At 58.0% G+C, this 22,211-nt stretch carries 18 protein-coding genes, 1 tRNA gene and 1 pseudogene; 4 read left to right on the top strand and 16 right to left on the bottom strand.

The features are described 5' to 3' along the window. Window positions 1-58: 58 nt before the first annotated feature. From sufD to QGT73_RS01655, 4 genes and pseudogenes are all read left to right on the top strand, one after another. Complete coding sequence (sufD, locus tag QGT73_RS01670) at window positions 59-1,402, top strand: Fe-S cluster assembly protein SufD (RefSeq protein ID WP_280121151.1); 1,344 nt, start codon at window positions 59-61, stop codon at window positions 1,400-1,402. Between the two features lie 4 nt (window positions 1,403-1,406). Further along, window positions 1,407-2,624 carry an aminotransferase class V-fold PLP-dependent enzyme gene (locus QGT73_RS01665; RefSeq protein ID WP_280121150.1) on the top strand — a complete coding sequence of 406 codons (1,218 nt, stop codon included), beginning with the start codon at window positions 1,407-1,409 and terminating at the stop codon, window positions 2,622-2,624. Between the two features lie 10 nt (window positions 2,625-2,634). Continuing rightward, window positions 2,635-2,774, top strand: a pseudogene (locus tag QGT73_RS01660) (PDDEXK nuclease domain-containing protein); the annotation flags it as partial. Between the two features lie 10 nt (window positions 2,775-2,784). Continuing rightward, entirely contained in the window at window positions 2,785-3,567 is a 783-nt protein-coding gene (locus QGT73_RS01655; RefSeq protein WP_280121149.1) for a hypothetical protein, read from the top strand. A 17-nt stretch (window positions 3,568-3,584) separates the two neighbouring features. Here QGT73_RS01655 and QGT73_RS01650 read toward each other — a convergent pair whose 3' ends face one another. The 16 genes from QGT73_RS01650 to gldE form a co-directional block, all read right to left on the bottom strand. After that, window positions 3,585-4,553 (bottom strand): glycosyltransferase family 2 protein, encoded by a 969-nt coding sequence (locus tag QGT73_RS01650; protein ID WP_280121148.1) that lies wholly within the window; start codon window positions 4,551-4,553, stop codon window positions 3,585-3,587. A 32-nt stretch (window positions 4,554-4,585) separates the two neighbouring features. After that, the gene (porN, locus tag QGT73_RS01645) at window positions 4,586-5,728 is read right to left on the bottom strand and encodes a type IX secretion system ring subunit PorN/GldN (protein WP_280121147.1); all 1,143 of its coding nucleotides are present in this window, start codon (window positions 5,726-5,728) and stop codon (window positions 4,586-4,588) included. Between the two features lie 66 nt (window positions 5,729-5,794). Further along, a complete protein-coding gene (porM, locus tag QGT73_RS01640; protein ID WP_280121146.1) occupies window positions 5,795-7,360 on the bottom strand; it encodes a type IX secretion system motor protein PorM/GldM in 1,566 nt (521 codons plus the stop codon). 112 nt (window positions 7,361-7,472) lie between these two features. Continuing rightward, on the bottom strand, window positions 7,473-8,339 hold the full coding sequence (gene porL / locus QGT73_RS01635; RefSeq protein ID WP_280121145.1) for a type IX secretion system motor protein PorL/GldL: 867 nt from the start codon (window positions 8,337-8,339) through the stop codon (window positions 7,473-7,475). Window positions 8,340-8,385: 46 nt separating this feature from the next. Continuing rightward, window positions 8,386-9,825 (bottom strand): T9SS ring complex lipoprotein PorK/GldK, encoded by a 1,440-nt coding sequence (gene porK, locus QGT73_RS01630; RefSeq protein WP_280121144.1) that lies wholly within the window; start codon window positions 9,823-9,825, stop codon window positions 8,386-8,388. 3 nt (window positions 9,826-9,828) lie between these two features. Further along, on the bottom strand, window positions 9,829-10,857 hold the full coding sequence (locus QGT73_RS01625) for a PorP/SprF family type IX secretion system membrane protein (RefSeq protein WP_280121143.1): 1,029 nt from the start codon (window positions 10,855-10,857) through the stop codon (window positions 9,829-9,831). Beyond that, a complete protein-coding gene (gene porT, locus QGT73_RS01620; RefSeq protein ID WP_280121142.1) occupies window positions 10,857-11,600 on the bottom strand; it encodes a type IX secretion/gliding motility protein PorT/SprT in 744 nt (247 codons plus the stop codon). Before porT ends, QGT73_RS01625 begins: the two co-directional genes overlap by 1 nt. A gap of 103 nt (window positions 11,601-11,703) precedes the next feature. Then, window positions 11,704-12,996, bottom strand: coding sequence for an exodeoxyribonuclease VII large subunit (gene xseA / locus QGT73_RS01615; RefSeq protein WP_280121141.1), 1,293 nt, complete (start codon window positions 12,994-12,996; stop codon window positions 11,704-11,706). A 49-nt stretch (window positions 12,997-13,045) separates the two neighbouring features. Further along, entirely contained in the window at window positions 13,046-13,777 is a 732-nt protein-coding gene (locus QGT73_RS01610) for a biotin--[acetyl-CoA-carboxylase] ligase (protein WP_280121140.1), read from the bottom strand. A 15-nt stretch (window positions 13,778-13,792) separates the two neighbouring features. Continuing rightward, on the bottom strand, window positions 13,793-14,212 hold the full coding sequence (gene tsaE / locus QGT73_RS01605; protein ID WP_123616755.1) for a tRNA (adenosine(37)-N6)-threonylcarbamoyltransferase complex ATPase subunit type 1 TsaE: 420 nt from the start codon (window positions 14,210-14,212) through the stop codon (window positions 13,793-13,795). Window positions 14,213-14,275: 63 nt separating this feature from the next. Then, on the bottom strand, window positions 14,276-15,826 hold the full coding sequence (gene porX, locus QGT73_RS01600; protein ID WP_280121139.1) for a T9SS response regulator signal transducer PorX: 1,551 nt from the start codon (window positions 15,824-15,826) through the stop codon (window positions 14,276-14,278). A gap of 50 nt (window positions 15,827-15,876) precedes the next feature. Beyond that, window positions 15,877-18,942 carry a type IX secretion system periplasmic lipoprotein PorW/SprE gene (porW, locus tag QGT73_RS01595; protein ID WP_280121138.1) on the bottom strand — a complete coding sequence of 1,022 codons (3,066 nt, stop codon included), beginning with the start codon at window positions 18,940-18,942 and terminating at the stop codon, window positions 15,877-15,879. 110 nt (window positions 18,943-19,052) lie between these two features. Continuing rightward, window positions 19,053-19,126: transfer RNA gene (locus QGT73_RS01590), tRNA-Asp, on the bottom strand. 439 nt (window positions 19,127-19,565) lie between these two features. Further along, window positions 19,566-20,072: a 4'-phosphopantetheinyl transferase family protein gene (locus QGT73_RS01585; protein ID WP_280121165.1), complete on the bottom strand. Its 507-nt coding sequence runs from the start codon at window positions 20,070-20,072 to the stop codon at window positions 19,566-19,568. Window positions 20,073-20,076: 4 nt separating this feature from the next. Further along, a complete protein-coding gene (locus QGT73_RS01580; protein ID WP_280121137.1) occupies window positions 20,077-20,664 on the bottom strand; it encodes a hypothetical protein in 588 nt (195 codons plus the stop codon). Next, on the bottom strand, window positions 20,661-22,034 hold the full coding sequence (gene gldE, locus QGT73_RS01575) for a gliding motility-associated protein GldE (RefSeq protein WP_280121136.1): 1,374 nt from the start codon (window positions 22,032-22,034) through the stop codon (window positions 20,661-20,663). The genes QGT73_RS01580 and gldE overlap by 4 nt, the downstream gene beginning before the upstream one ends. Window positions 22,035-22,211: the final 177 nt, after the last annotated feature.

Below are 22,211 nucleotides of genomic sequence, written 5' to 3'. Positions count from 1 at the left end.
AATTACTAATTAACAATTACTAATTACTAATTGAACAAGTGCTGCTGATTGAAATGAAATGAGTGCCATTAAGCAATATACCGACCTCTATGACGCGATGCGCGAAGCCGTGCATGCATCGACCGGCGAGCCGCTCAACGCGCTGCGCACCGCCGCCCGTGCAGGGCTTGACCTGCAGTCGCTCCCGACACGTCGCACCGAGGGGTTTGAAAAGACCTCGATTGAGGATATGTTTGCGCCCGACTATGGCGTGAACGTCAACCGTGTGGGCATACCGGTGGATGTGGCCGCCACATTCCGCTGCGATGTGCCCAATATGTCGACACTCCAGGCCACTGTGGTCAACGATAAGTTTGTCCCCTCGGCCACGCTCGACGAGCGTCTGCCCGAAGGGGTGACTTTCATGTCGCTCGCAAGAGCCTCGCGCGAGATGCCCGAGATAGTCGACCGTTACTATGGCTCGCTGGCTCCGCTTGCCGACGCCTCGGTGTCGCTCAACACCATGCTTGTGCAGGACGGAGTGTTTATCCATGTGGCCAAAGGCACGCGTCCCGACAAGGCCCTACAGTTGGTCAACATCTTCTCGTCGCCCGCTCCGCTCGCAGCCTTCCGCCGCATGCTCATCGTGGTCGAGGAGGACGCCGAGCTGACACTGCTCGTGTGTGACCACACCCAGGACCGCACGCAGAGCTATCTCGCATCACAGGTGACAGAGATAGCCGTGGGCCGCAACGCCCGGCTGGAGATGTGCTCCATCGAGGAGTCGTCGGCCAAGACCTCGCGCTACTCGCGCATGTTTGTCGCCCAGCAGGAGGGGAGCGACGTGACTGTCAACAACACCACGCTCACCTGTGGCGTCACACGCAACGATTTTGACATCGAGCTCCTCGGCGAGCATTGCGAGTGTCACATCAACGGCATGGCCATAGGCTCGGAGCGGATGCATATCGACAATGACACGGTTGTGATGCACCGCGCGCCCCGTTGCCGCAGCAATCAACTGTTCAAATACGTTATGGACGATGAGTCGAGCGGAGCCTTTGAGGGCAGCATCACCGTGATGCCCGACGCTCCCTACACCGAGGCTTATCAGAGCAACCGCAATATACTTGCAAGCACCAACGCACGCATGCACTGCAAGCCGCAGCTCATTATCAACAACGATGAGGTGAAATGCAGCCACGGAGCCACTACGGGTCAGATTGACGAGGACGCGCTCTTCTACATGCGTTCGCGCGGCATACCCGAGGCCGAGGCCCGCAAGATGCTGATGCAGGCGTTTATGGTCGATGTCATAGACTCGGTGCATATACCCGGTCTGCAGGACCGTCTGCGTCATCTCGTCGACCGCCGTTTCTCGGGCACGCTCGGCAACTGCGAGACGTGCGAACTAAAAAATTAACAACATGGATATTGAGAAGATTCGCTCCGGGTTTCCGATACTCGAACGAAAACTATATAACCGACCGCTGGTCTATCTCGACAATACAGCCACATCACAGACCCCCGACACGGTGGTCAAGGCTGTGGTCGACGGATACACCACGACCAAGGCCAATGTGCACCGTGGCGTGCACACGCTCTCGCAGGAGGCTACCGAGCTCCAGGAGGCTGCACGCCGACGGGTGAAGGGGTGGATCAACGCCGCCTCGACTTCCGAGGTTATATTCACGCGCGGCACCACCGAGGCTCTCAACCTCGTAGCCTCCTCGTTTGGCGGCATGATGCTCGGCGAGGGTGACGAGTTGATACTCACCGAGATGGAGCATCACGCCAATATCGTGCCCTGGCAGTTGCTGCGCGACCGCATCGGATTTACCATACGCGTGGTGCCCGTCAATGCCATCGGCGAGCTCGACATGGAAGCCTATCGTGAGATGTTTAACGAGCGCACGCGTCTTGTGAGCGTGTGTCATGCCTCCAACGTGCTCGGTACCGTCAATCCCGTCAAGGAGATGACAGCCATAGCCCACGGCCACGGAGTGCCTGTGGTGGTGGACGGAGCCCAGGCTGCACCCCACATGTCGATTGACGTGCGCGACCTCGATGCGGACTTCTATGCGTTCTCGGCCCATAAGATGTATGGCCCGACAGGCGTGGGTGTGCTCTACGGCAAGGAGAAATGGCTCGAAAAGATGCCTCCCTACCAGGGTGGCGGCGAGATGATCGAGTCGGTGTCGTTTGAACGCACCACGTATGCCGAACTACCCTATAAATTCGAGGCCGGCACGCCCGATTTCATCGGTATCTCGGCGTTGGCCAAGGCTATAGATTTCATGGAAGAGACCGGCGTTGAGCAGATAGCCGCCCATGAGCATGAACTGCTTGACTACACTACGCGCCGCATGCTTGAGGAGATACCCGGCATGAGGATTTTCGGACAGGCTCCGGGTAAATGTGCCATTATCTCGTTTCTTGTCGGCAACATCCACCATTACGATATGGGAATGCTGCTCGACAAGCTCGGTGTGGAGGTACGCACGGGCCATCACTGCGCCCAGCCGCTGATGCATGTGCTCGGTGTTGAGGGTGTGGTACGCGCCTCGTTTGCCGTCTACAACACACTCGAGGAGTGTGACGCCTTTATCGCCGCCCTCAAGCGTGTCACCGCTATATTGGAGTGACGGAGATTGGATTGTCAATTATGTGGAGAAATTTCTCGTTGAAATGGGAGCCGTATTCGCTTTCATGGGCGGCAGTGTCATATAGAAGTGTCGGGTGATGATTATTATATCGACATCCTGATGTACAATACCTTTCTACATCGCTATTTATTTACATGATATGGGCTTGGACATATATTCAGGTAAATTGACTCGCTATTACAGTCGCAACTGGAAAACCATCGTACAGCGGATGGCGGAGGAAAACGGACAGAAGTGCGTGATGACAGACGGTGACGGTAATGAAATAAAACCCGTAGAGGATAAAGCGGAAATAGAGGATATACGGACTACCGTGACCAAATGGATTGATAATATCGCCGTGACCATCGACATGCCGGAGCCTTCACCGTTATGGGACGAAACATCCGAATGTGACTATTATACGGACAAACCCGATTGGGAGGCCTTCGGGGCATTGATAATGTTGCAGGCTTGCCTCGCTCTGAATCGCCCGTTGCCAGAATATGTGGACAGCAAATGGAATGCCTATGACGAGCCGGTAGTCAAAGAGGCTATGTCAAAGAAAATAGCCAATTCATTGCTTTATGATACAGCTCTTTGGCTGCCAATCCCGGATGACATTATCTTTGTAGCGGAATACCCTACAGGCACTGTGGGGGCAATCTCTACGCTATCACTTCTGAAACGCGAACTGGAAAACCTAAACCGACAGCTATGGAAGGCCGATGAAGCCACCATACACTCCTGGCGAAACGACAAATACTATATACCGGTAAAACAAAAAGAGCCGAAACTCCTTTTGGGATTCATCCGCAGGTCAGACAAAACACCCAAAGAGAGATACCGCACCGAGGAGCTGGCTCAATGTGCCTACTCGATGCTATATCAGGCGGTGCTTTTTGCGGAAGAACACCGTGTGCCTATATTAATGGATTATTAAAACCTTCCAAATTGGTCTTACAGGAGGCTTTTGGCAAGGAGCCATGTGAGGCGGCGGAGGTGGAGGTTGTGAAGATAGATGAGCCGCTGGCGGCGGGGATGGGGGGTGCGCTGCATGACTTTGGCGTAGAGTGAGGCCGAGAGGGAGTGAGCGGTAGCATAGCCTTCGTGGCCGGCATGCGATGTGTTGTCGAGGGCTTCGCGCTCGTAGGCTGCGGCGAGTATCATGCAGCGTGCGTCGAGCCAGTCGAGCCATCTGCGTCGGCGGCTGTCGGAGTCAGGCAGTGACAGGAAATGGCTGCGGATGGTGTCAAGCGAACGTTGCCATCGCTCGGGGTGCGCGCTGAATCCCATGCCGGTGATTGATTCTTCCTGCTGATAGGTTGTGACGGTCGGCGAGCCCGAGAGCCGCAGGATGGCGGAGGTGTGCATGAGCAGACGTGTGGCGAGCTCGTAATCGTTCCACCCGCTCAGATTCTCGTCCCATGCTCCGACGGCACGAAACAGTGAGGTGCGGGCCACATAGCGTTGGGTCGACAGGCAGCCGCGGAAGAGATGATGAAACATGGCGTCGCGTCCGGCCCGGAAGTATAGCCGCCTCTCTGTCCCGTCGATAAAGCGGGTGAGGATGTCACGGCCGATTATATCAGCCTGCGGATTGGAGTCGATGGCGCGTGAGAAGTCGCTGACGTGGGTCGGAGCCATCACGTCGTCGGAATCAAAAAACATGGTCCACTCGGTGGTCACATGTTCCAGTCCGCGGTTGCGTGCGGCGCATGCTCCGGGACGCGGCTGAGACAGTAGAGTCACATAGTCCTTGCCGTCGGCCCAGGCGCGCATCGCGTCCACTGAACTGTCGGATGAATTGTTGTCGACCAGTATCACCCGAGCCGGTCTCAGAGTCTGCGCGTCGATGCTGCGCAGAGTGCGCGCGATGGTGTGCGCGCGATTGTAGACCGGGATAACTATTGTGACTGGCGAATGCAAGAGTGAAAATGTGACGAAATGGAGAGAGAGGCTTATCGTTTGCGGTTACGCACGGAGCGAGTGGCCGACGAGGGGGTGGAGGCCTTCACGCTCTTGGGTTTCTTGACCTTGGCGGGTTTGGTCTTGGATGCAGAGCTTTTTTTAGCTCCGCGTTTTGTGCGTGACGCGCGAGTGGAGGTCGGTTTCTCCACGCTGTCTTCGGCCACTGAGGTCTCGCTTGCTGCGGCATCGCCCGATGCGAGAGCCTCGGCTTTTTCGGCTGCTTCACGGCGGGCGGCAAGCTCTTCGAGCGAGGGCACCCAGAGCTTCTTTTCATAGTTGTCGAGACGCTGCTGTATGCTGTCGCGTGCATGGGCCAGCTCATCGGGATCGGGATAGAGCTGCATGAGCGACTTGTTTTTCAGATTGCGGGTCTTATAAATGTCACCTTCGTAGAGCCCGAGCCGGAAATAGTCGTCATAGGTGCATGTGGCGAGGTTGTTGTCGTCGTCGGTAAAGATGTTTTGTGTGGTGATGTAGGGACGGAGGTCGTCATATCTCACCCAGAACATCGGGTAGCGTATGGCCTCGGCTCCGAAGTCGCCGGCGCGGTGGAGCACGGGGCATATGGCCTCGACGAGTGTGCGCATGCGGTTGGAGCGGAGGTCAAACTCCCAACGCTCGATGATGTAATAGCTCAGCACCTCCGAGGCCGGGATGTCGGACTCCTCGATGGTGAAGCGCGGATTTTTCTCGGTCGAGCCTTTGGCCTCGGAGTAGAGTATGTAGAAGCGGTCGAGGACATCGCGCATGTTGACCTTGAAATCGTCGCTGAACACCTCGCGTCCGTCAAGATACTCATAGCCTCGGAGCGAGCCGTCGGCCATGCGCTTCATGATGATGCGAAACAGGTTGTCCTGTCCCTCGACGGGTTCGTCGGGATAGTAGAGTGCGCCGTTGGCGTCTTTGGTCAGGTCGAGGCTGCGATACATCACGCGCATCCACTGGAGCTCGCTGTCGTCGGTCGAGGAGCTTTCGAGGCGGTTTTGCATGCGCTGTGTCACCCCCGGGGTGTCTTGCCTTGTGTTGCGGTCGGAGGCCTTGCGGCGCACTACCGACGAACTCGACGAGGCGTCCTGCGCGAAGGCGCAGACCCCGATGAAAAGAGCTATGGCTGTGAGAAGAAATTTCTTCATTGATATATATTGCATGTATATGTTGCGCCCGAAGGCTAAACTTTAAACTCCAAACTTTTAAACTCATTAATTGACAATGACCTCCATCGGCGAGAGCACTCTCTCGATGCCGTCGGGACCCTTGGCGCGGATGCGGGAGATGTAAAACCGCTTGCCGCGCGCGAGCCGCTTGAACTGGTCGCGCTGACGCTGGGTGAAGGCCGGTCCCTGCGACACTTCAGGGATGGCGTTGCCCATCTGGTCGAAAAACACGGTCTCGAATCCGAGCACCTGGAAGTCGATGTTGAGCATGTCGTCATCAATGGCCGCCTCGATGCCGGGTATGGTGGTCAGGAGTGATTTGGCTATAGGTCTGCCCCCCTTGTAGCGGTCTTTGGTGCCGTTTGGAGCCGTGAACGAGAGGAACGCGGTCGGGTCGGGGAGTTTGCGCACGCGGAATGTCGACGTGGCCACAGTCTGCGGGCGTCCGTCGATATTGGCTGTGACTGTCACGGTAGCATTCTCACCCACCTTGGCGGGGCGCGCTATCCACGAGTCGCCCTGACGGGTGAGGGAGCCGTTGGTCATTGTGGCCGACACACCGTTCATCGGCACTCCGGGGACTGAGATGCTCACGGGGTTGTTGATGCCGGCATAGAGCACGTTCATCATGGTGGCCGATACGGTGGCTGTCGGCTCCATGACGGTGTAGGACGAACTGAAGGGGTGGCGTGTCGACGAGCCGTCGCCGTGGGCCACCTCGATATAGCCCGAGTAGTCGAAAGTGCCTGTCGACGAGGTGTTAAATTCGTAGATGCCCCTGTCGTTGCCGAGAGGTTTGCCTCCGACAAATATGTCGGGGCGGGCCGTGGTGTCGACGGCGGCGAGGACTATGGCTGCGGAGTATTTGCCCCCGCGCATCACCATACGCGACTGGGGGATGACAAAGGCGTTGAGCTCGTTGACGCGCACGTCGCCTGCATCCACGCCGGCCAGCAGGGCGGCCAGGGCCTCGCCCTCGGCATAGCGTATGTCGTTCTGGAGCTTTGTCATGAGAGTGACGGCTGCCACTACGGGCTGATGTTCAAACTTGGCCTCTTCCCACAGTTGGTCCTGCACTGTGCCGGGGCGGCGGTAGGGGGCGGTGGAGAGGGCTTCGTCGATTGATGCGCGCTTCACTGAGTCGGATATGAGCGAGGTCACGAAGTCGCGATAGGTGTCGATGGATGTGCGCAGATGCTGACCGCGTGTTTTGCCCGGACCGAGCAGCACGATTGAGGCCGCGTCGAGGTCGTCGCGGCGGTTGATGTTGTCGGGAGAGCCCTCTTCGCCGTCGGCCTGACGCACGATGGCGAGTTTGAGCGAGTCGACCAGAGTGTAGAGGCTTGCGGCATTTTTGCGTACCTGCGAGGCTTTCTCGAGCCACGGGGTGCCTTTCTCCGGATTCTGCTGAGTGAAGCTCTCAAGCTGGCCATATATGGCGTCGTTGCGTCGGCCTATGTTGGCATTGGTGCGCGCCAGCCCGTCTTCGACCTGTACGAAGCCGTCGAGCACGTCGCTCGACACGTTGAGGGCTAGCATGGCGGTGAGGACGATATACATGAGGTTTATCATCTTCTGCCTTGGTGAGAGCCTTACTACTGATTCTGCCATGGGGTATTTGCTCTTCGAGCAAAGGTTATGAGGTTATGAGGTTATAAGGTTATGAGGGGGGATGGGGCTGATGGGCCTGATGGCTTAAACTCTATGCTTTCAACTTTCAACTCTATACTTTATACATCGAGACTGTAGAGTTGTGGATCATCTTTTCGTATATCTGGTTGAGCTGCTGCATGTAGCGGGCCATTTTTTCGGTCTCCTCACAGTAGCGGGCACTCTGCGCCGCGCTTTTTTCATACATGTCGCGTATGTCCTTGATGCCGCGGTTGACACGGTCGATCGATTCGAGCTGCGAGGATATGCTTTTGAGCTGTATCTCATAGATGGTGTTGAGTCCGCCGATGTTGCGGTTGAGGTCGCTCATCTGAGATATGTAGTCGTGAGAGTTGGCCTGGAGAGCCGAAGAGTTGTCGGTGATGGCCTGATAGCTCTGCAGGAGCATTGCGGAGACGGCGTTGAGGCTTTGGGTGGTCTCGCGCAACTGGGCGAGCTGCTCTGTGATGGCCGACATCTGCTCGACATAATCGCGTGAGACTGAGGCCACGTCGGCCGCGGGTACGGGTTGGGGTACTGCGGGGCCTGCGGCAATCACCTGTCCGGCCATTCCCGCAGACGGCTCTGCACAGAGGGCCGGCTGACGGTCGACCTGTGTGGCTATGACTTGTGCGGCGGCCGAAGTCTCCGCATCATCGCCCTCGCCGTCGGTCTTGCGGTCGAGCTCGGGGAACACGTCTTCCCAGTGATATTCCTTGGGCGGACGGTCGAAGGCCGTGAGGATAAACATCACAATCTCCGTGCCCATGCCTATACACAGGAGGGTGTCGCCTCCCTGTATATGCAATATCTTGAAGAGCGCGCCACAGATGACGATGGCGGCTCCGATGCTGTAGGCAAAGTTGAAAAGACGCTGTCCGCCCTCCCAAGTCATTATGGTGCGGTAGCGCGACTTGATATTTTCTTTATTCATGTTCATGGCGTTGTTGACCATTAAACGTTATATTGATTGTAAATTCTAAACTCTACTTGCGCGCCTTGGTGCCTTTGGCAAAACCTATCTGCGAGCGCACGCAGCGGAAGCCTATGTAGCTGCGTTGCTCGTTCTGATATTCCCACATGCGCAGGTCGGAGCGCACGTTGTGGGCCACATCTTTCCAAGAGCCTCCGCGTACGATTTTGCGCTTCATCCTGTAGGGGTCTTCCTGAGCGGCGTCGTAGCGATATTCGGGGTTGAGGTCGCTGGTGAGCTTGCCGACGCTCTCGGTGTAGGCGGTCGATGTCCATTCGCTCACATTGCCGGCCATGTCGTAGAGACCGAAATCGTTGGGGGCGTATGTGCCTACACGCGAGGTGATGAGCTGTCCGTCCTGCACGAAGTTACCCTCCTGCGGCTTGAAGTTGGCATAGAAGCAGCCCTGGTCTTCGGTGAGCGGCAGGTCGCCGTCCCATGGATACATGTTTTCGCTCTTGCCGGCGCGGGCCGCATACTCCCACTCGGCCTCGGTGGGGAGGCGGTAGGGCTCGATATAGACCCCTTCGCGACCGAGCGAACGGCGCAGGAAGTCGGTGCGCCAGTTGGCAAAGGCGTTGGCCTGCTCCCAGCTCACACCCACCACGGGATAGTCGCTGTAGCCTCCGTGAGAGAAGTACATGCGCACGTAAGGCTCGTTGTAGGCGTTGTCAAAGTCGTTGATCCATGCCGTGGTGTCGGGATATACGTTGACTATATAGGTGTTGACGAAGTCATAGGGGCCGGTGAGGGCGCGGGTGACAGTCTCGCGTATAATCTGTCCGTCATCGTTGACATAGGCGGTGTCCTTGGAGATGAGAGGGAGCTCGGTGGGGACAGGACGGTCGGTGTTATACTCGCGACGGGCGGGGTTGAGACGGTTTTTGCGCTTGGCCGCCTCGGTGTGGTTGTATATCTCGTAGCGATAGTTGAGCTGCTCGGGGTCGAGTTCCTTGACGCCGGTGATGGGGTTGATGCGGTAGAGGCTCTCGATGGCGCGCTGCTCGTCCTCGTTGGCGTTGCGCCAGGGTATGGCCTTGGCCCAGTTGAGGTGGGGTGTCACGGGGTTGCCCTCGCGGTCTTCCTCGATTTTATACTCCTCGTTGCCTCCGTAGGAGGGGTCGGCGAGACGCTCGCGGATGATGGAGTCGCGCACCCAGAACACAAACTGCTTGTATTTGGCGTTGGTGATTTCGGTCTCGTCCATCCAGAAAGCGTCGACCGACACGCCGCGTTGGTCGGCCTTGAGATTCCAGAGCGAGTCGTCCTTGGCGGGGCCCATCTTGACCGAGCCGCGGCTCACGAGCACCATGCCGTAGGGGGTCGGTTCGGCCCACGAGGTGCCCCCCACGCCGGTGACTTCTCCTCCCATGGAGTTGCGGCTGCCTGTGGCGCAGCTCACGGCCATGCCCACAAGGAGGAGTGCGGAGAGTATATGTAGTATCTTTTTCATAAGTTACATTATGCGTATGCTCTTGTGTTTGTTGCGGTTTTTCTCTGAGAAGTCGAGTTTAAGGTTGTAGCCGGCAAATATCTCGTGGCTTCCCGACGAAGCCTTGGCGATGTCGCTCAGGTGGTAGTCATAGCTGTAGCCGATGAATATCCCCTTGAGCTCGGCTCCGAGCATGAGCGACACGGCGTCGCCGTAGCGGTAGCCGATGCCGGCCGAAAACATCTTGTTGTATCTGGCGCGGACGGTAGCGGCCACGTCGGTAAACGTGAAGTCGCTCCTTATCAGCACTGAAGGTAGCACTTCAAATAACGTGTTTTTCACGGGAATATTGCCCTCGGCGTTAAAATAGAGCGTCCGATTGGCCGTAAAACTGTATTTTTTAGCCATGCCGTCACCCGATGAGCTCGGTTCGCCCGAGCCTTGAGTGCCGTTTTCGTCGCTGAATGTAACGGTGGGATTGTTGGCATGGAGCAGCGAGAGGCCGGCTTTGAACCGCTTGTGTACATAATAGACACCGAGGCCGAGGTCAAAGGCGTTGCCGGCCACGTCGCGGTCGGGCAGGGCGTTGTCGGTGCTCTGGTGATAGTCATCATCGTCGGGGATGTAGACTTCCGAGCCCTTGAACTGCTCGTTGAAAAATCCGGCCTGGAGGGCAAAGGTAAATTCGCCCTTCAATGCCTTGTGCTTATAGCCTATCTGGGCATTGGCCGTGAGATTGCGAAACAGTCCGTATGACTCCTGCTGCACCACCACTCCCGCGCCCCATCGTTTGCCGAGAAATTTGAACGGGGTGTCGGCCGCGCCTACAAACGTGCGAGGGGCATTGTCGATGCCTGTCCATTGGGCTCGCACGCCTCCGCGCAGACGTATGTTGTCGGTGTCACCGGCGGCCGCAGGGTTGTAATAGGTCGGCACGGCCCAGTAGTGCGTGAGCATGGCGTCGCCCTGGGCCGAGAGACGCGGAGCGACGGCGATGGTCAGGGCCGCGACGGCCATGGCCTTGAGAAGTATGTGGGGGAGGATGCGGGGCATTATTCAAAATAGAATGTGAATACCACCATGCGCGAGAGGGCTTTTTTGAGCGAACGGGTGATTTTGAGTTTGTCAGGCTCGTCCTCCAGGTCGGGGCGGTCGTGGTCTATTATATCGGAGAGGCCGAAGCAGAATTTCACTTCGGGTATGAATTTGAAATAAGGCAGATAGAAGTCGCAGCCGAAGCCGGCTGTCAGATACATGTCGAAAGGCTTGGCGCGCAGATAGTCGCCGCTGCTGCGGGTGAGATTGATCGACGGCATCACTCCGGCGGTGATGTAGGGGCGCGACTGGCGATAGCGCATGCCTGAGAATTTCAGGTCGACGGGGAGCACGATATAGGTCGACTTGACATTTTGTCTCAGCTCCGCACCTGTCAGATATTCGCGCATTGTGATGTCGCGGTTGCCGAAATACATGCCCGGAGTGAAGCGGAGGTTGAACAGAGAGTTGAGCCGCAGGTCGATGAGGCCGTTGACGCAAAATCCTGGCGAGAACGAGGGCTGTTCCATATACCATTGCTCGCCCTGCTCGGTGACAAAACCGTTGTGGACAAAGGTTACGTCCTGGGTGTGCACGCCCACCGAGAAGCCGAGGTGCCAGCGGCGCATGTCGGCATACGGACGGTTGAGCACCTTGTCGTTGAGAGCCTGGGCCGAGGCCGTGAAGCCCACGCCGGCCACTGCTGCGACGAGCATCGCAACACAGACGCGCAGATATGTGATAACACCGTGATTCATCATCTATTTAAACGCATCCACGCCCCGATTATTGCATTATCGCGGCGAAAGGGATGATGCAAAAGGACCCGTGTCAGCAATTTTTTCTTCGTGAGAGATGCGTCTGTCAGGCTTTTGACTCGATTGAGCCCGAGGCGAGGGTGGTGTGGATGATGTCGCCGGGACGGATGTCGGCGGCCGAGGTGACGGCGCGGCCGTTGACGCGGGTTATGGAGTAGCCGCGCGCGAGAGTGGCCTGCGGCGAAAGCACCTGCACGAGTCCGTCGATGCGCTCGAGACGGGCCCGCTGACGCTCTATCACGCCCTCGGCCGAGGCTGTGAGACGTTCGGCCATGACGTCGAGACGCGACATCTCGGGGCGCAGGCAGGTCGAGGCTGCGTCGCTGACAGCCACCGCGAGGCGGTCGAGCCGTGTGCGGGCGTTACGGAGAGCCATGTCGGGGAGATGGGGGAGGGCCGCTCCGATGCGGGCTATCTGTTCGCGGTTTCCGGCCAGAAGGTCGGAGGCCAGCATGTAGATTTCCGAGCCGAGACGGTGGAGCGTGGCCAGAGCCTCGTCGCCGCGCGCTATGAGCCACTCGGCGGCTGCCGTGGGGGTCTTGACGCGCATGTTGGCCACCGAGTCGAGCACGGTGATGTCACGCTCATGGCCTATGCCGATGATTACGGGGAGCGGAAACTGGGCAATGTTGGCGGCCAGTTCGTAGCTCTCGAAGGCAGCGAGGTCGCTTGTGGCTCCGCCGCCGCGTATTATCACCACACCGTCCCACATCTCCTCGTCGGCCGCTATCTGCTCGAGCGCGGCAATGATGCTGGCGGCGGCCGACGCACCCTGCATGAGCGCGGGATAGAGACGCACGCGGAAGTCGAGCCGCGAGGGGTTGGTGAAGAGCTGATGGACAAAATCGCCGTAGCCGGCTGCTCCGGGTGCCGAGATGACAGCCATGCGCAGGGGCACTTCGGGCCACATGAGGCTGCGGTTGAGGTCGATGATGCCTTCGGCCGTCAGGCGCGCGATTATTTCCCGTCGGCGGCGCACGAGGTCGCCGAGTGTGTAGGACGGGTCAATCTCGGTGATGTTGGCCGAGAGGCCGTAGGCGGGGTGAAACGAGGCCGTGACGCGTACCAGTACCTTGATGCCGCTGCCAAACTGCTGGCCGGTGGCTTGGGTGAAGGCGGCGTCGATGCGGGCAAATGTGCTGCGCCATATTGTGGCGCGTACGCGGGCCACGGGTTCGCCCGTGAGGGGGTGTTTCTGCACCAGTTCGAGGTAACAGTGGCCCGAGCGTCGCACGTCGGAGGTCTCGGCCGTCACCCATATGCCGGCCAGTCCGGGCACGCCGTTGACGGCCCCGGCTATGCGTGAGGTAAATTCTTCGAGGGTGATGGGTTCAGTCATAGGGCATTGGCCTAAAGCCATGGGATTTCTTTAAAGCCATGGGATTTCTTTAAAGCCATGAGATTTCTTTAAAGGCATAGGTGCGGGCTATGCCGTCGGCGCGGTCGGTGAGCGTGATGATGCCCGAGGGGTCTACCGAGTCGACGCGGGCGGTCATGGCGTGGCCTCGCTGATGGTCATAGAAGGGGTGCCACCCTTGGTTGCGCCACAGCCGGCTGAAATATTCCCCGCTGAGCGACTGCTGAGGCGAGGCAAGCGCGGCGTCGACGCGCCCGAGGATGTCAGAGACCATGGCGCGGGCCAGCGATTCGACATCAAACTCTATCTTGGGCATGAGCTGGCGCATCGACACGGGGTTGGGGGCGTCGGAGCGAAACTCCGTCTGGTTGACGTTGAGTCCGATACCGACGATTGTGCGGTCGATGGAGGTGCCGGTGATGGTGTTCTCGATAAGGATGCCGCATATCTTGCGGTCGTCGACATATATGTCGTTGGGCCACTTGATGCTCACCGGAGCGGCCACGAAGTGGCTTACCATGTCGGCGATGGCGAGCGACACGGCCTGGGAGATGACAAACTGGCGCGCCGGATGCAGCCCCTCGGGACGCAGCAGGAGCGAGAGTGTGATGTTGCATCCCGGCTCGGCTTCCCACGAGTTGCCTCGCTGTCCGCGTCCGGCTGTCTGCTCGCGGGCCATGACCACCGTGCCGTGGGGGGCGTCGGCGGCTATCCCGGCGAGATAACTGTTTGTCGAGGGCAGAGTGTCCTTTATGATAAACATCGCGCGGGAGGAGTGTCAGAAAGTCAGTCGGCGCGAGCCGTCGGGGAGCACTTCGATGTTGACGCGGACGGTGTCGTCTGGGAGTATGTCGTCGATGCGGTCGGGCCATTCGATGAAGCAGAGCGCGCCCGAGTCGAGATAGTCCTCGATGCCTATGTCAAAGGCCTGCTCGAGATTCTCGATGCGGTAGAGGTCGAAGTGATAGATGAGTTCGGCCGTGGTGTCGGAGCGGTATTCGTTGACTATGGCAAATGTCGGCGAGCCTGTCGGGTCGTCCTCCACGCCGAGGGCACGGCACAGGGCGTTGATAAAAGTTGTCTTGCCGGCACCCATCTCGCCGGTGAAGGTGTAGACGGTCTCGTCGCCCATCTCCGCCATAAACTCGCGGGCGGCTTCGTCAAGCGCGTCGGTCGATCGGATTATTATCTCTTTCATGATTATCTTAACTCTTTAACTTTATAAACTCTTTAACTTTATAAACTCTTTAAACTTTAAACTTTAAACTTCCTTAGGCATCAGTGTGATTATCGGCACGAGCATCTCCTGGAGCGATATGCCTCCGTGCTGGAAAGTGCCGTCGTAATACTGCACGTAGTGGTTGTAGTTGTTGGGATAGGCAAAGAAGTCGCGTCCGGTGGCAAAGATGTAGGTCGACGACACGTTGGGGGCGGGGAGGCCGAAACGTGTGGGCGACTTGATTTCGTAGACCTCCTTGCGCGGATAGTCGAGGTTTTTGCCCACCTTGTAGCGGAGGTTGGTGTTGGTGTTGCGGTCGCCTATCACCTTGACGGGACGGTCGACGCGCACGGTGCCGTGGTCGGTGGTCAGGACTATCCTGAAACCCTTGGCCGCGATGGCGCGGAATATCTCAAGGGCCGGCGAGTGGCGAAACCACGACTCGGTCAGCGAGCGGTAGGCGGCGTCGGTCGAGGCCAGTTCGCGTATCATGCGCGACTCGGTGCGCGCGTGTGACAGCATGTCGATAAAGTTGAACACTATGACATTGAGGTCGTTGTCGAGGAGATTGGCGAAGTCGGAGAGCAGTTTTTCGCCGGCGGCAGAGTCGTTGACCTTGTTGTAGGAGAAGCGACATTTGCGCCTGTAACGCTCAAACTGGGTGGCTATCAGCGGCGACTCGTTGAGGTTTTTGCCCTCGGGCGAGTCCTCGTCGACCCACAGGTCGGGAAACATCCGCGCAATGTCGACCGGCATCAGGCCCGAGAAGATGGAGTTGCGCGCATATTGTGTAGCGGTGGGGAGTATGGAGCAGTAGAGGTCTTCCTTGAATGTGAAGGTGTCGGCCAGTAGCGGCTTGATGGCCGACCATTGGTCGAGGCGGAAGTTGTCGATGAGGATGAAAAACACTTTCTCGCCGGCGTCGAGCAGCGGGAATACTCTCGATTTGAATACCTCGGGCGAGAACATCGGCCGTCCCTCCGACTTGGAGTCGGTGATCCATGACTCGTAGTTGCGGCATATGTATTTGCAGAAGGTCGAGTCGGCTTCGGTGCGCTGCATGGCCAGCAGTTCGTCCATCGAGCTGTCGGTGGCCGAGAGCTGCATCTCCCACTGCACGAGCACGCGGTAGAGCTCCATCCAGTCGTCCATCGATGCGGCACTGTTGATCATCGATGCTATGCGCGAGAAGTCCTGCCGGTAGTCGGTGGCGGCTTTTTCGCTCACCAGACGGTCGCTGTGGAGGTTTTTCTTGATCGACGAGAGTATCTGGTTGGGGTTGACGGGCTTGATGAGGTAGTCGGCTATCTTGCTGCCCACGGCCTGGTCCATGATGTTCTCTTCCTCGCTCTTGGTAATCATTATCACGGGGATGTGGGGCGAGGCTTGCTTGATGCGCTGGAGAGTCTCGAGGCCGGTGAGACCCGGCATGTTCTCGTCGAGTATGATGAGGTCAAAGGGCTGCTCCTCGGCCATGGCGAGGGCGTCGGCACCGCTGCAGCAGGTGGCGATGTCGTAGCCTTTTGATTTCAGAAACATTATGTGGGGCTTGAGGAGGTCTATCTCGTCGTCAGCCCATAATAACTTTGCCAATGGGTGGTCTGTGGTTAGAAAGTTAGTAATAACGTTTTGTGCGGCGACTCTCAGTCGTCCTCGTCTCCTTCCGAGCCGAGTGGATAGTCGGGCAGGGTGGTGACGGGTGTCGATTTTTTGTCAGGCTCTTTGACCGGTTCTTTGACCGTGGTTTTGTCTGCTTTTTTGGTCTCTTTTTTGGTCTCTGTTTTTGTCGCGGGTTTAGGCTCGGTTTTGGTCTCCAGCTTTACTTCCTGAGAGTCCGTGTCCTCCGGCGCGGGGGGATACATCTCCTCGGCCGGCGGATATTCGTCGGGCGGGAGCACCGACTCGTGGGTGTCGCGGATGGTCTCCTCGCCGATGAAGCGGAAGTAGTCATCAAACGATCCGGCTCCCTTCAGCAGTTGCTCGAAGTTGTTTTTGCTTATCTCGACGGGGCGTACCTCGGCCGGCATGGTGAAGGTGCCGTCGCGTGCCAGCAGTGAGCGGTAGTGGTTGAGCTCGGCCTGATTGTCGAATCCCTTTATTATAAGCAGCCCCAGCGGGCCAAAGTTCATTACCTCGAGGTCAAAATCCTTGACGACGTAGGTCGAGAAGTTGTGACGCGCCACCTCGTAGAGCAGTTGGTTGGGCGACAGGGCTTCGGTCGAGAAGAGCAGCACGAGATAGTGGGGCTCGTCGGGCGCGAGAGTGAACTCAGGCGCGCCCGCCTCGCCTGCCAGTAGCGTGGAGTCGTTGCTCAGACGTATGTCCCACAGCATGCTGCGGGTGTTGGAGCCCGACGAGTGGAGCTTGCGGCCCTCCGAGAGTCCGCGGCTCCAGGATGCCGCCAGCGGGGCGATGTCGGCGTCGGGATAACGGTCGAGCAGTTGACGGAGCACGTCGCCAAACTCTTCGGCCTTGTTGTCGGTCACATAGGCCAGCGCGTGGAGAAACATGAACTTAGGCATCAGCGGCGACAGCGGATAGTCGCGCTCCACGCGGCGGTATATCTCGTGTACCTCGCTGTTGCGGTCGGCGAGATAGTCGTCATAGGCCCGGCGGTAGAGCGACTCCTGCTCGGCCTCCATGTTGCGCAGTTTCTGTATATAGGCGGGGTCTTTCATGGCCCGGCCGTATTTCGAGTCGGCAAACTCCGAGAGTATACGTTGGCGGAACGGCTCGGCCAGGTCTTCGCGCCCCGTGCGCATGTGCATGAGATAGCGGTTGTAATACACGTCGAGACGATACACGTTGTCGGGATAGCGTGTCATGAGCTTGTCCCATTCGGCCTGTGCGGCGGAGAAGTCCTCCATGCGGTCCTTGAGTATGAGCCCTGAGTTGTAGAGCCCCTCCTGGATCACTTCGTTGGCCGTGGCCTTCTGCACGTCGGTGACGGGTATCTGCCGGAGATAGTATTCGGGAAAATGCGGGTCGGTGGCGCGAGGCGAGGCGTCGGCAGCCGCGATGCTGTCGGCCGGCTCGTCGGAGATCTCCGTGCTGTCGCTTGTGTCGGCCGAGTCATCCTCTTCGCCGGGCTCGTCGATGGCTGCAAACGAAGCCTTGTTGCGTCTGCGCCAGTCATCCTCGAGTTTGCGCGAGCCCCACCTGCGCTGGAAGTCGGTGCGTCCGGCGTTGCGTGTGGCGGTGTTGTAGAAATACCATGATTTATCGGTGTTGAGCGTAAACTCCTGTGGCGCGCTGCCGGCCGGAGTGTTGAGATTGCTCCCCTCGGCCTCGCGCTGTGCCATGTATTCCTCTCGGCGCGCCTCCTCGGCCTCCTCGCGCTCCTTTTTTTTCAAGGCTTCGATTATGCCGTCGATTACCTTGAGCCGCTCGGCCTCGGGCATGGCGGCCAGGCGCAGCAGAGAGTCGTTGAGCACGACGTTCTGCGTGTAGACCGACAGTTCGTCGAGCACGTCCGAGCGGTGTTTCATGGCGGCATATCCCGGATAGGTTTCGGGTAGCTGCGGCACCCCCTCGGCATAGCAGGGCTGGGCCTTGTCATAGCGTCCGCGGTCATAATAGAGACCTCCGAGCGTCACCTGTGCTATGGCTTTGTCCACACCGTTGCGTGTGGAGTGCTTGGCGGCGAGCTCATAGTTGGTGATGGCGTTGGCCGTGTCGCGGCGCGAGAGATAGAGATTGCCGATGGCATAATATATCTGGTCGAGATACTCCCGGTTGCTGCCATAGCGGGTCATGCGTCGCAGGGCCTTGACTTCGGGAGTGATGTCCGCGCCGCCGTAGACCTCGCTCTGCTTGATGCGAGCATTGAGTTTCGCGCGATATGACGAGCTCTGTGAGCCGGCTTTTTTGTAGGCCTCATAGGCCTCGGCATTGCGTCCGGCGGCGGCACAAACGCGCCCGAGTATGAAATTGATGCGGGCCTTCTGATTCTTGCCAGCAAGCCGTGCGGCCTCGCGCAACTGAGGTATGGCGCGCTCATAGTCATGTGAACGCACATAGAAGTCGGCCGCGGTGAAGGCATACAGCTCCTTGAGCTGTCGCGACGTCAGTTGCTCCTGCTTGATGCGTGTGATTATGACCTCGGCCTCATAGAGCCAGTCGAGGGCACAGTAACTCCGCGCCTCCCATAGCCGTGCCTCGGTGACAGTGGCGGGGAGCCAGGTGAAATGTTTGCTGATGTAATAGAATGTCGATGCGGCTCCGAGAAAATCGCCGTTCATATACTGCGAGCGTCCCATCATCATCCACGCATTGTGCAGAAAAGGGTTGTATTCGTCGCGTTTGAGCCATTTCTTGTATTCCGGGTCATTGCCCTTGCCGGCCTTGCGCCGGGGCCGTTTTTTGATGCTGTGGAGCTGTATGGCCTTCTGGGCTTTCTCGATTGAGCGGAAGAACGAGCCCGAGGGTCTCGGAGCAGAGGGGACACCATAGGCCTCGGCGGGATGCAGGAGCATGGGCCCGGTGTAATCATCCTCATAAGCCGCCTCCATCTCCTTGAGCGTCTCCTTGTAGTGCTCGTCGCCGTTGAAATATACGTTATAGCGTGTGATGAAGGCCTGATAGTTGCGCGTGGCGGCAGTGTTTTTCTTAGGGGAACAAGCACACAGGGCCATGGCCAAAGCCACAGCCGTCACTAACGCCACGCCCCATCGCGGGCGCGACACAAAGATGTGGGCTACGTTTCTCACTGCAGTAATAACGCACATGCGCGCGAGGATATTGCAAAGGTATGTATACAAAAAAAGAATGAGTAACGAAATCCGAAGATTATCAATTACTCATTCTCCTCTCTCCTCAGCGGTATGGACGGGACTCGAACCCGCGACCCCCTGCGTGACAGGCAGGTATTCTAACCAGCTGAACTACCACACCAAGGTTTTATCGAGGTGCTATCGGTTAGTTCCCTTTAGCGAGTGCAAAGTTATAGCAGATTTGAGTACTGTGCAAATATTTTAGGAAAAAAATCACTCAAAAAGTGCATTTTCCGTGAAACAGAATATTTGTTGGTCGAAAAGGCGGTGGGATTCGGGCCGAAAATCGGGTGAAATGGGCTTGATGAGGCTAATGGACCGAGTGGGGCGAATGGGGCAGATGGGCCAAAAAAGATGAAATTTTTTGAAAAAAATCACCGACGGCTGATGAGACCTATGAGCCAAATGGGGCGGATGAGCCAAATGGGGCGGATGGGCCGAATGGGGCAAATATTTTAAAAAAAAATCGTCAGCTTTATTAGGCTCGCTGGCTCCATACTGCCGCGTTGAGGGAGAAAGGTGGTCATGTTGTCAAGTCGTGGTTGATGATTATAGGTTTGCTATCCCTCATCCCTGATGGCAACGGCCATGAGTTTGCCGGGCGAGGGGATATGATATTCTACTGTAAACGTCCGCCCGCGTGCGTGGGCGCGCGTAAGGTCGGCAGTGAGCTCTATCTCGGAGATGACCAGGCCGGGCATGCCGCCACACTTGAACACCGCCTCCTTGGCCGTCCAGTAACGCAGCAGCGCGTCAAGTCCGTGAGGTCCGCGCGCGGCCTCGGCAGGCGTGAGAAACTTTCCCGCTATCCTCGTCAGTTGCTGGCGGGCGGTCTCGATGTCGACCCCCACGGGGCGTCGGCTCACCGCGAGCACACACTCGCCGGCACAATGCGACACCGAGACATACACATCGTCACGCCCCTCCACATAGGGGCTCCCGTCATCCCTGTGGGCTATCGTCGCGTCGGGCCCGAAAACCGTCGTCACAAGCCGCACCACGGCCGCGCGTTCCGCCTCACGGCGCGCGCTGCGTCCCGCTTCGGGCAGCTCGCTGCGGTATATCATCACATCATTCATCTCCCAGTCCTTTAAGCAACACCGTCATGTCGCGCTCCACAGCGTCGACCACGGGCGCAATCATGGCCGGGTCGGTCGCAAGCGAGTCGGGCAGCGACAGCGTGAGCGCGCCGCTCAGCACCCTGTCCCGGTCGTGGGCCAGCAACTGCACAGGGGTGGTCATCGACCCGCGGGCCACCACCAGGGTACACTCCCATCCTGCGGGGGTGGCAAACTCCAGGACCTCACACCGCTGCCCGCCCAGATTGAGCATCACGCGTTCGCGACGGTTGGCAAGCACGGCCCCCGTCCCCCCGTCGCCACACTCGGTGAGCGTGAGATAGAGGCGCGGCGACCCTATGACATTATAGCCGACATCAATCCATGCCCCGCTCTCGGAAGACGACACGTCGACATCGGCACTCTTATTGACCCTTAACCTCAGCCCGCGGGCATGCACGTCGGCATAGGAGCTGTCGGGCATCTCTACGCGCGGCCAGGCCACGGGTCGCGGCACAACTGCATCGCTCCCCCCTCCGCCACAGGCGGCAGTGAGAAGCAGCAGGGCCGTAAGCCCCGTGAGGCCCGTTATACGTTTCATTGTTTTATCTGATCGGTCTGCACCTCGCCCATCACCTTGACACGCACGTTGACTATGCGGTGCTGGCGCACGGAGAGCACCAGGAAGCGACACCGGCCGTAGACTATCGACTCTTTATCTTTGGGGAAGTCGCCCTTGATGCCAAGGAGCATGCCGGCGAGGGTCTCGCAGTCCTCGGTCACGTCGGCGTATTCCGACTCGTCGAGTCCGGTGACGCGGAAGAAGTCGTTGAGGAGCGTCTTGCCCTCAAACACATACGACCCGTCGGGCTGACGGTGATAGGTCTCCTCCTCCTCGTCATACTCGTCGTCGATGTCGCCGACTATCTCTTCGAGCACATCCTCGAGCGTGACTATGCCCTGAGTGCCGCCAAACTCGTCGACCACTATGGCCAGATGTACGCGCCGCGAGCGGAAATCTTCGAGCAGGTCGTCGATCATCCTCGACTCGGGCACATAATAGGCCTCGCGCATGAGCGACTGCCATTTGAAGCCCGCGGCCTCGGTCTTGCCCACATAGGGCAGCAGGTCGCGCGAATAGAGCACACCCTTGATATTGTCCATCGTCTCCTCGTAGACCGGCAGACGGGCAAAGCCGCTGTCGATGACTACTTTCATCACTTCGGCGAATGTAAGCTCCACATCGAGTCCCGTCACGTCGACACGCGGGGTCATGACCTCCGAGGCCGTGGTGTCGCCAAACTTCAGTATGCCCTCGAGTATGCCTTTGTCCTGCTCCGAGTCCACGGCCGTGATTTCAAGGGCCTGCGAGAGATCGTCGGCGGTCACCGAGTCGCTGTGTTTGGGCACGACCTTATTGACTATCACCGAACTCTTCACAAGCACCGACGACAGCGGGTAAAACATCTTTACGGCGAGGCTCAGCGGACCTGTGGCCATGCGGGCCCACGCCAGATTGTTGGAGTTGGCATAAAGTTTGGGTAATATCTCCCCGAACAGGAGTATCAGAAACGTCAGCAGTATCGTCTGCAGCACAAAGCTCCACAGTTCGCTCATGCCCTCAAACACCGGGCCGAGTGCGAAGTTACACAACACTACGATGGTGACGTTGACCAGATTGTTGGCGATGAGTATGGTGGCCAACAGCCGTTCGGGACGTCCGACCAGCGAGAGCACACGTTCTCCGCAGTCGCCCTCTTCCTCGAGCTGGTCATATTGCATGGGCGTGAGCGAGAAAAAGGCTATCTCGCTGCCCGATACGAAGCCTGAGACTATGAGGGCCAGAATTGCGATTGCAAGGGCTGCTATCTGCGACGCATCCATGGCGGGGATGGCGAGCAGTGGCATGGAAGCCAAGCCGTTGACGAGATTTGATAAGGCCTCTACGGCCGGTAAAGGATCTGTGTCCAAGACTATGGTTATGAGTGAAACAATAAGTATACGCGCCGGCAGACTGTCACCTTTGCGCATTAAAGCACTGCAAAGTTAACAATTTATCTTATAGTTTCAAAGTTTATCTATTATAGTTTAAAGAGTTTAGAGAGTTTAAAAAGTTAAGATAATAGTTTTGGAGGGTATCCGTTGGTG

It is taken from the genome of Duncaniella muricolitica (genome assembly GCF_910574735.1).
GTDB lineage: Bacteria > Bacteroidota > Bacteroidia > Bacteroidales > Muribaculaceae > Duncaniella > Duncaniella muricolitica.
This window is presented reverse-complemented; position numbering and strand designations above follow the sequence as displayed.

Excerpts from the sequence above, each read along its gene's own strand:
- sufD (WP_280121151.1), top strand. The coding sequence starts at position 59 with ATGAGTGCCATTAAGCAATATACCGACCTCTATGACGCGATGCGCGAA.
- QGT73_RS01665 (WP_280121150.1), top strand. The coding sequence starts at position 1,407 with ATGGATATTGAGAAGATTCGCTCCGGGTTTCCGATACTCGAACGAAAA.
- QGT73_RS01655 (WP_280121149.1), top strand. The coding sequence starts at position 2,785 with ATGGGCTTGGACATATATTCAGGTAAATTGACTCGCTATTACAGTCGC.
- porN (WP_280121147.1), bottom strand. The coding sequence starts at position 5,728 with ATGAAGAAATTTCTTCTCACAGCCATAGCTCTTTTCATCGGGGTCTGC.
- porM (WP_280121146.1), bottom strand. The coding sequence starts at position 7,360 with ATGGCAGAATCAGTAGTAAGGCTCTCACCAAGGCAGAAGATGATAAAC.
- porL (WP_280121145.1), bottom strand. The coding sequence starts at position 8,339 with ATGAACATGAATAAAGAAAATATCAAGTCGCGCTACCGCACCATAATG.
- porK (WP_280121144.1), bottom strand. The coding sequence starts at position 9,825 with ATGAAAAAGATACTACATATACTCTCCGCACTCCTCCTTGTGGGCATG.
- QGT73_RS01625 (WP_280121143.1), bottom strand. The coding sequence starts at position 10,857 with ATGCCCCGCATCCTCCCCCACATACTTCTCAAGGCCATGGCCGTCGCG.
- porT (WP_280121142.1), bottom strand. The coding sequence starts at position 11,600 with ATGATGAATCACGGTGTTATCACATATCTGCGCGTCTGTGTTGCGATG.
- xseA (WP_280121141.1), bottom strand. The coding sequence starts at position 12,996 with ATGACTGAACCCATCACCCTCGAAGAATTTACCTCACGCATAGCCGGG.
- QGT73_RS01610 (WP_280121140.1), bottom strand. The coding sequence starts at position 13,777 with ATGTTTATCATAAAGGACACTCTGCCCTCGACAAACAGTTATCTCGCC.
- tsaE (WP_123616755.1), bottom strand. The coding sequence starts at position 14,212 with ATGAAAGAGATAATAATCCGATCGACCGACGCGCTTGACGAAGCCGCC.
- QGT73_RS01585 (WP_280121165.1), bottom strand. The coding sequence starts at position 20,072 with ATGATATACCGCAGCGAGCTGCCCGAAGCGGGACGCAGCGCGCGCCGT.
- QGT73_RS01580 (WP_280121137.1), bottom strand. The coding sequence starts at position 20,664 with ATGAAACGTATAACGGGCCTCACGGGGCTTACGGCCCTGCTGCTTCTC.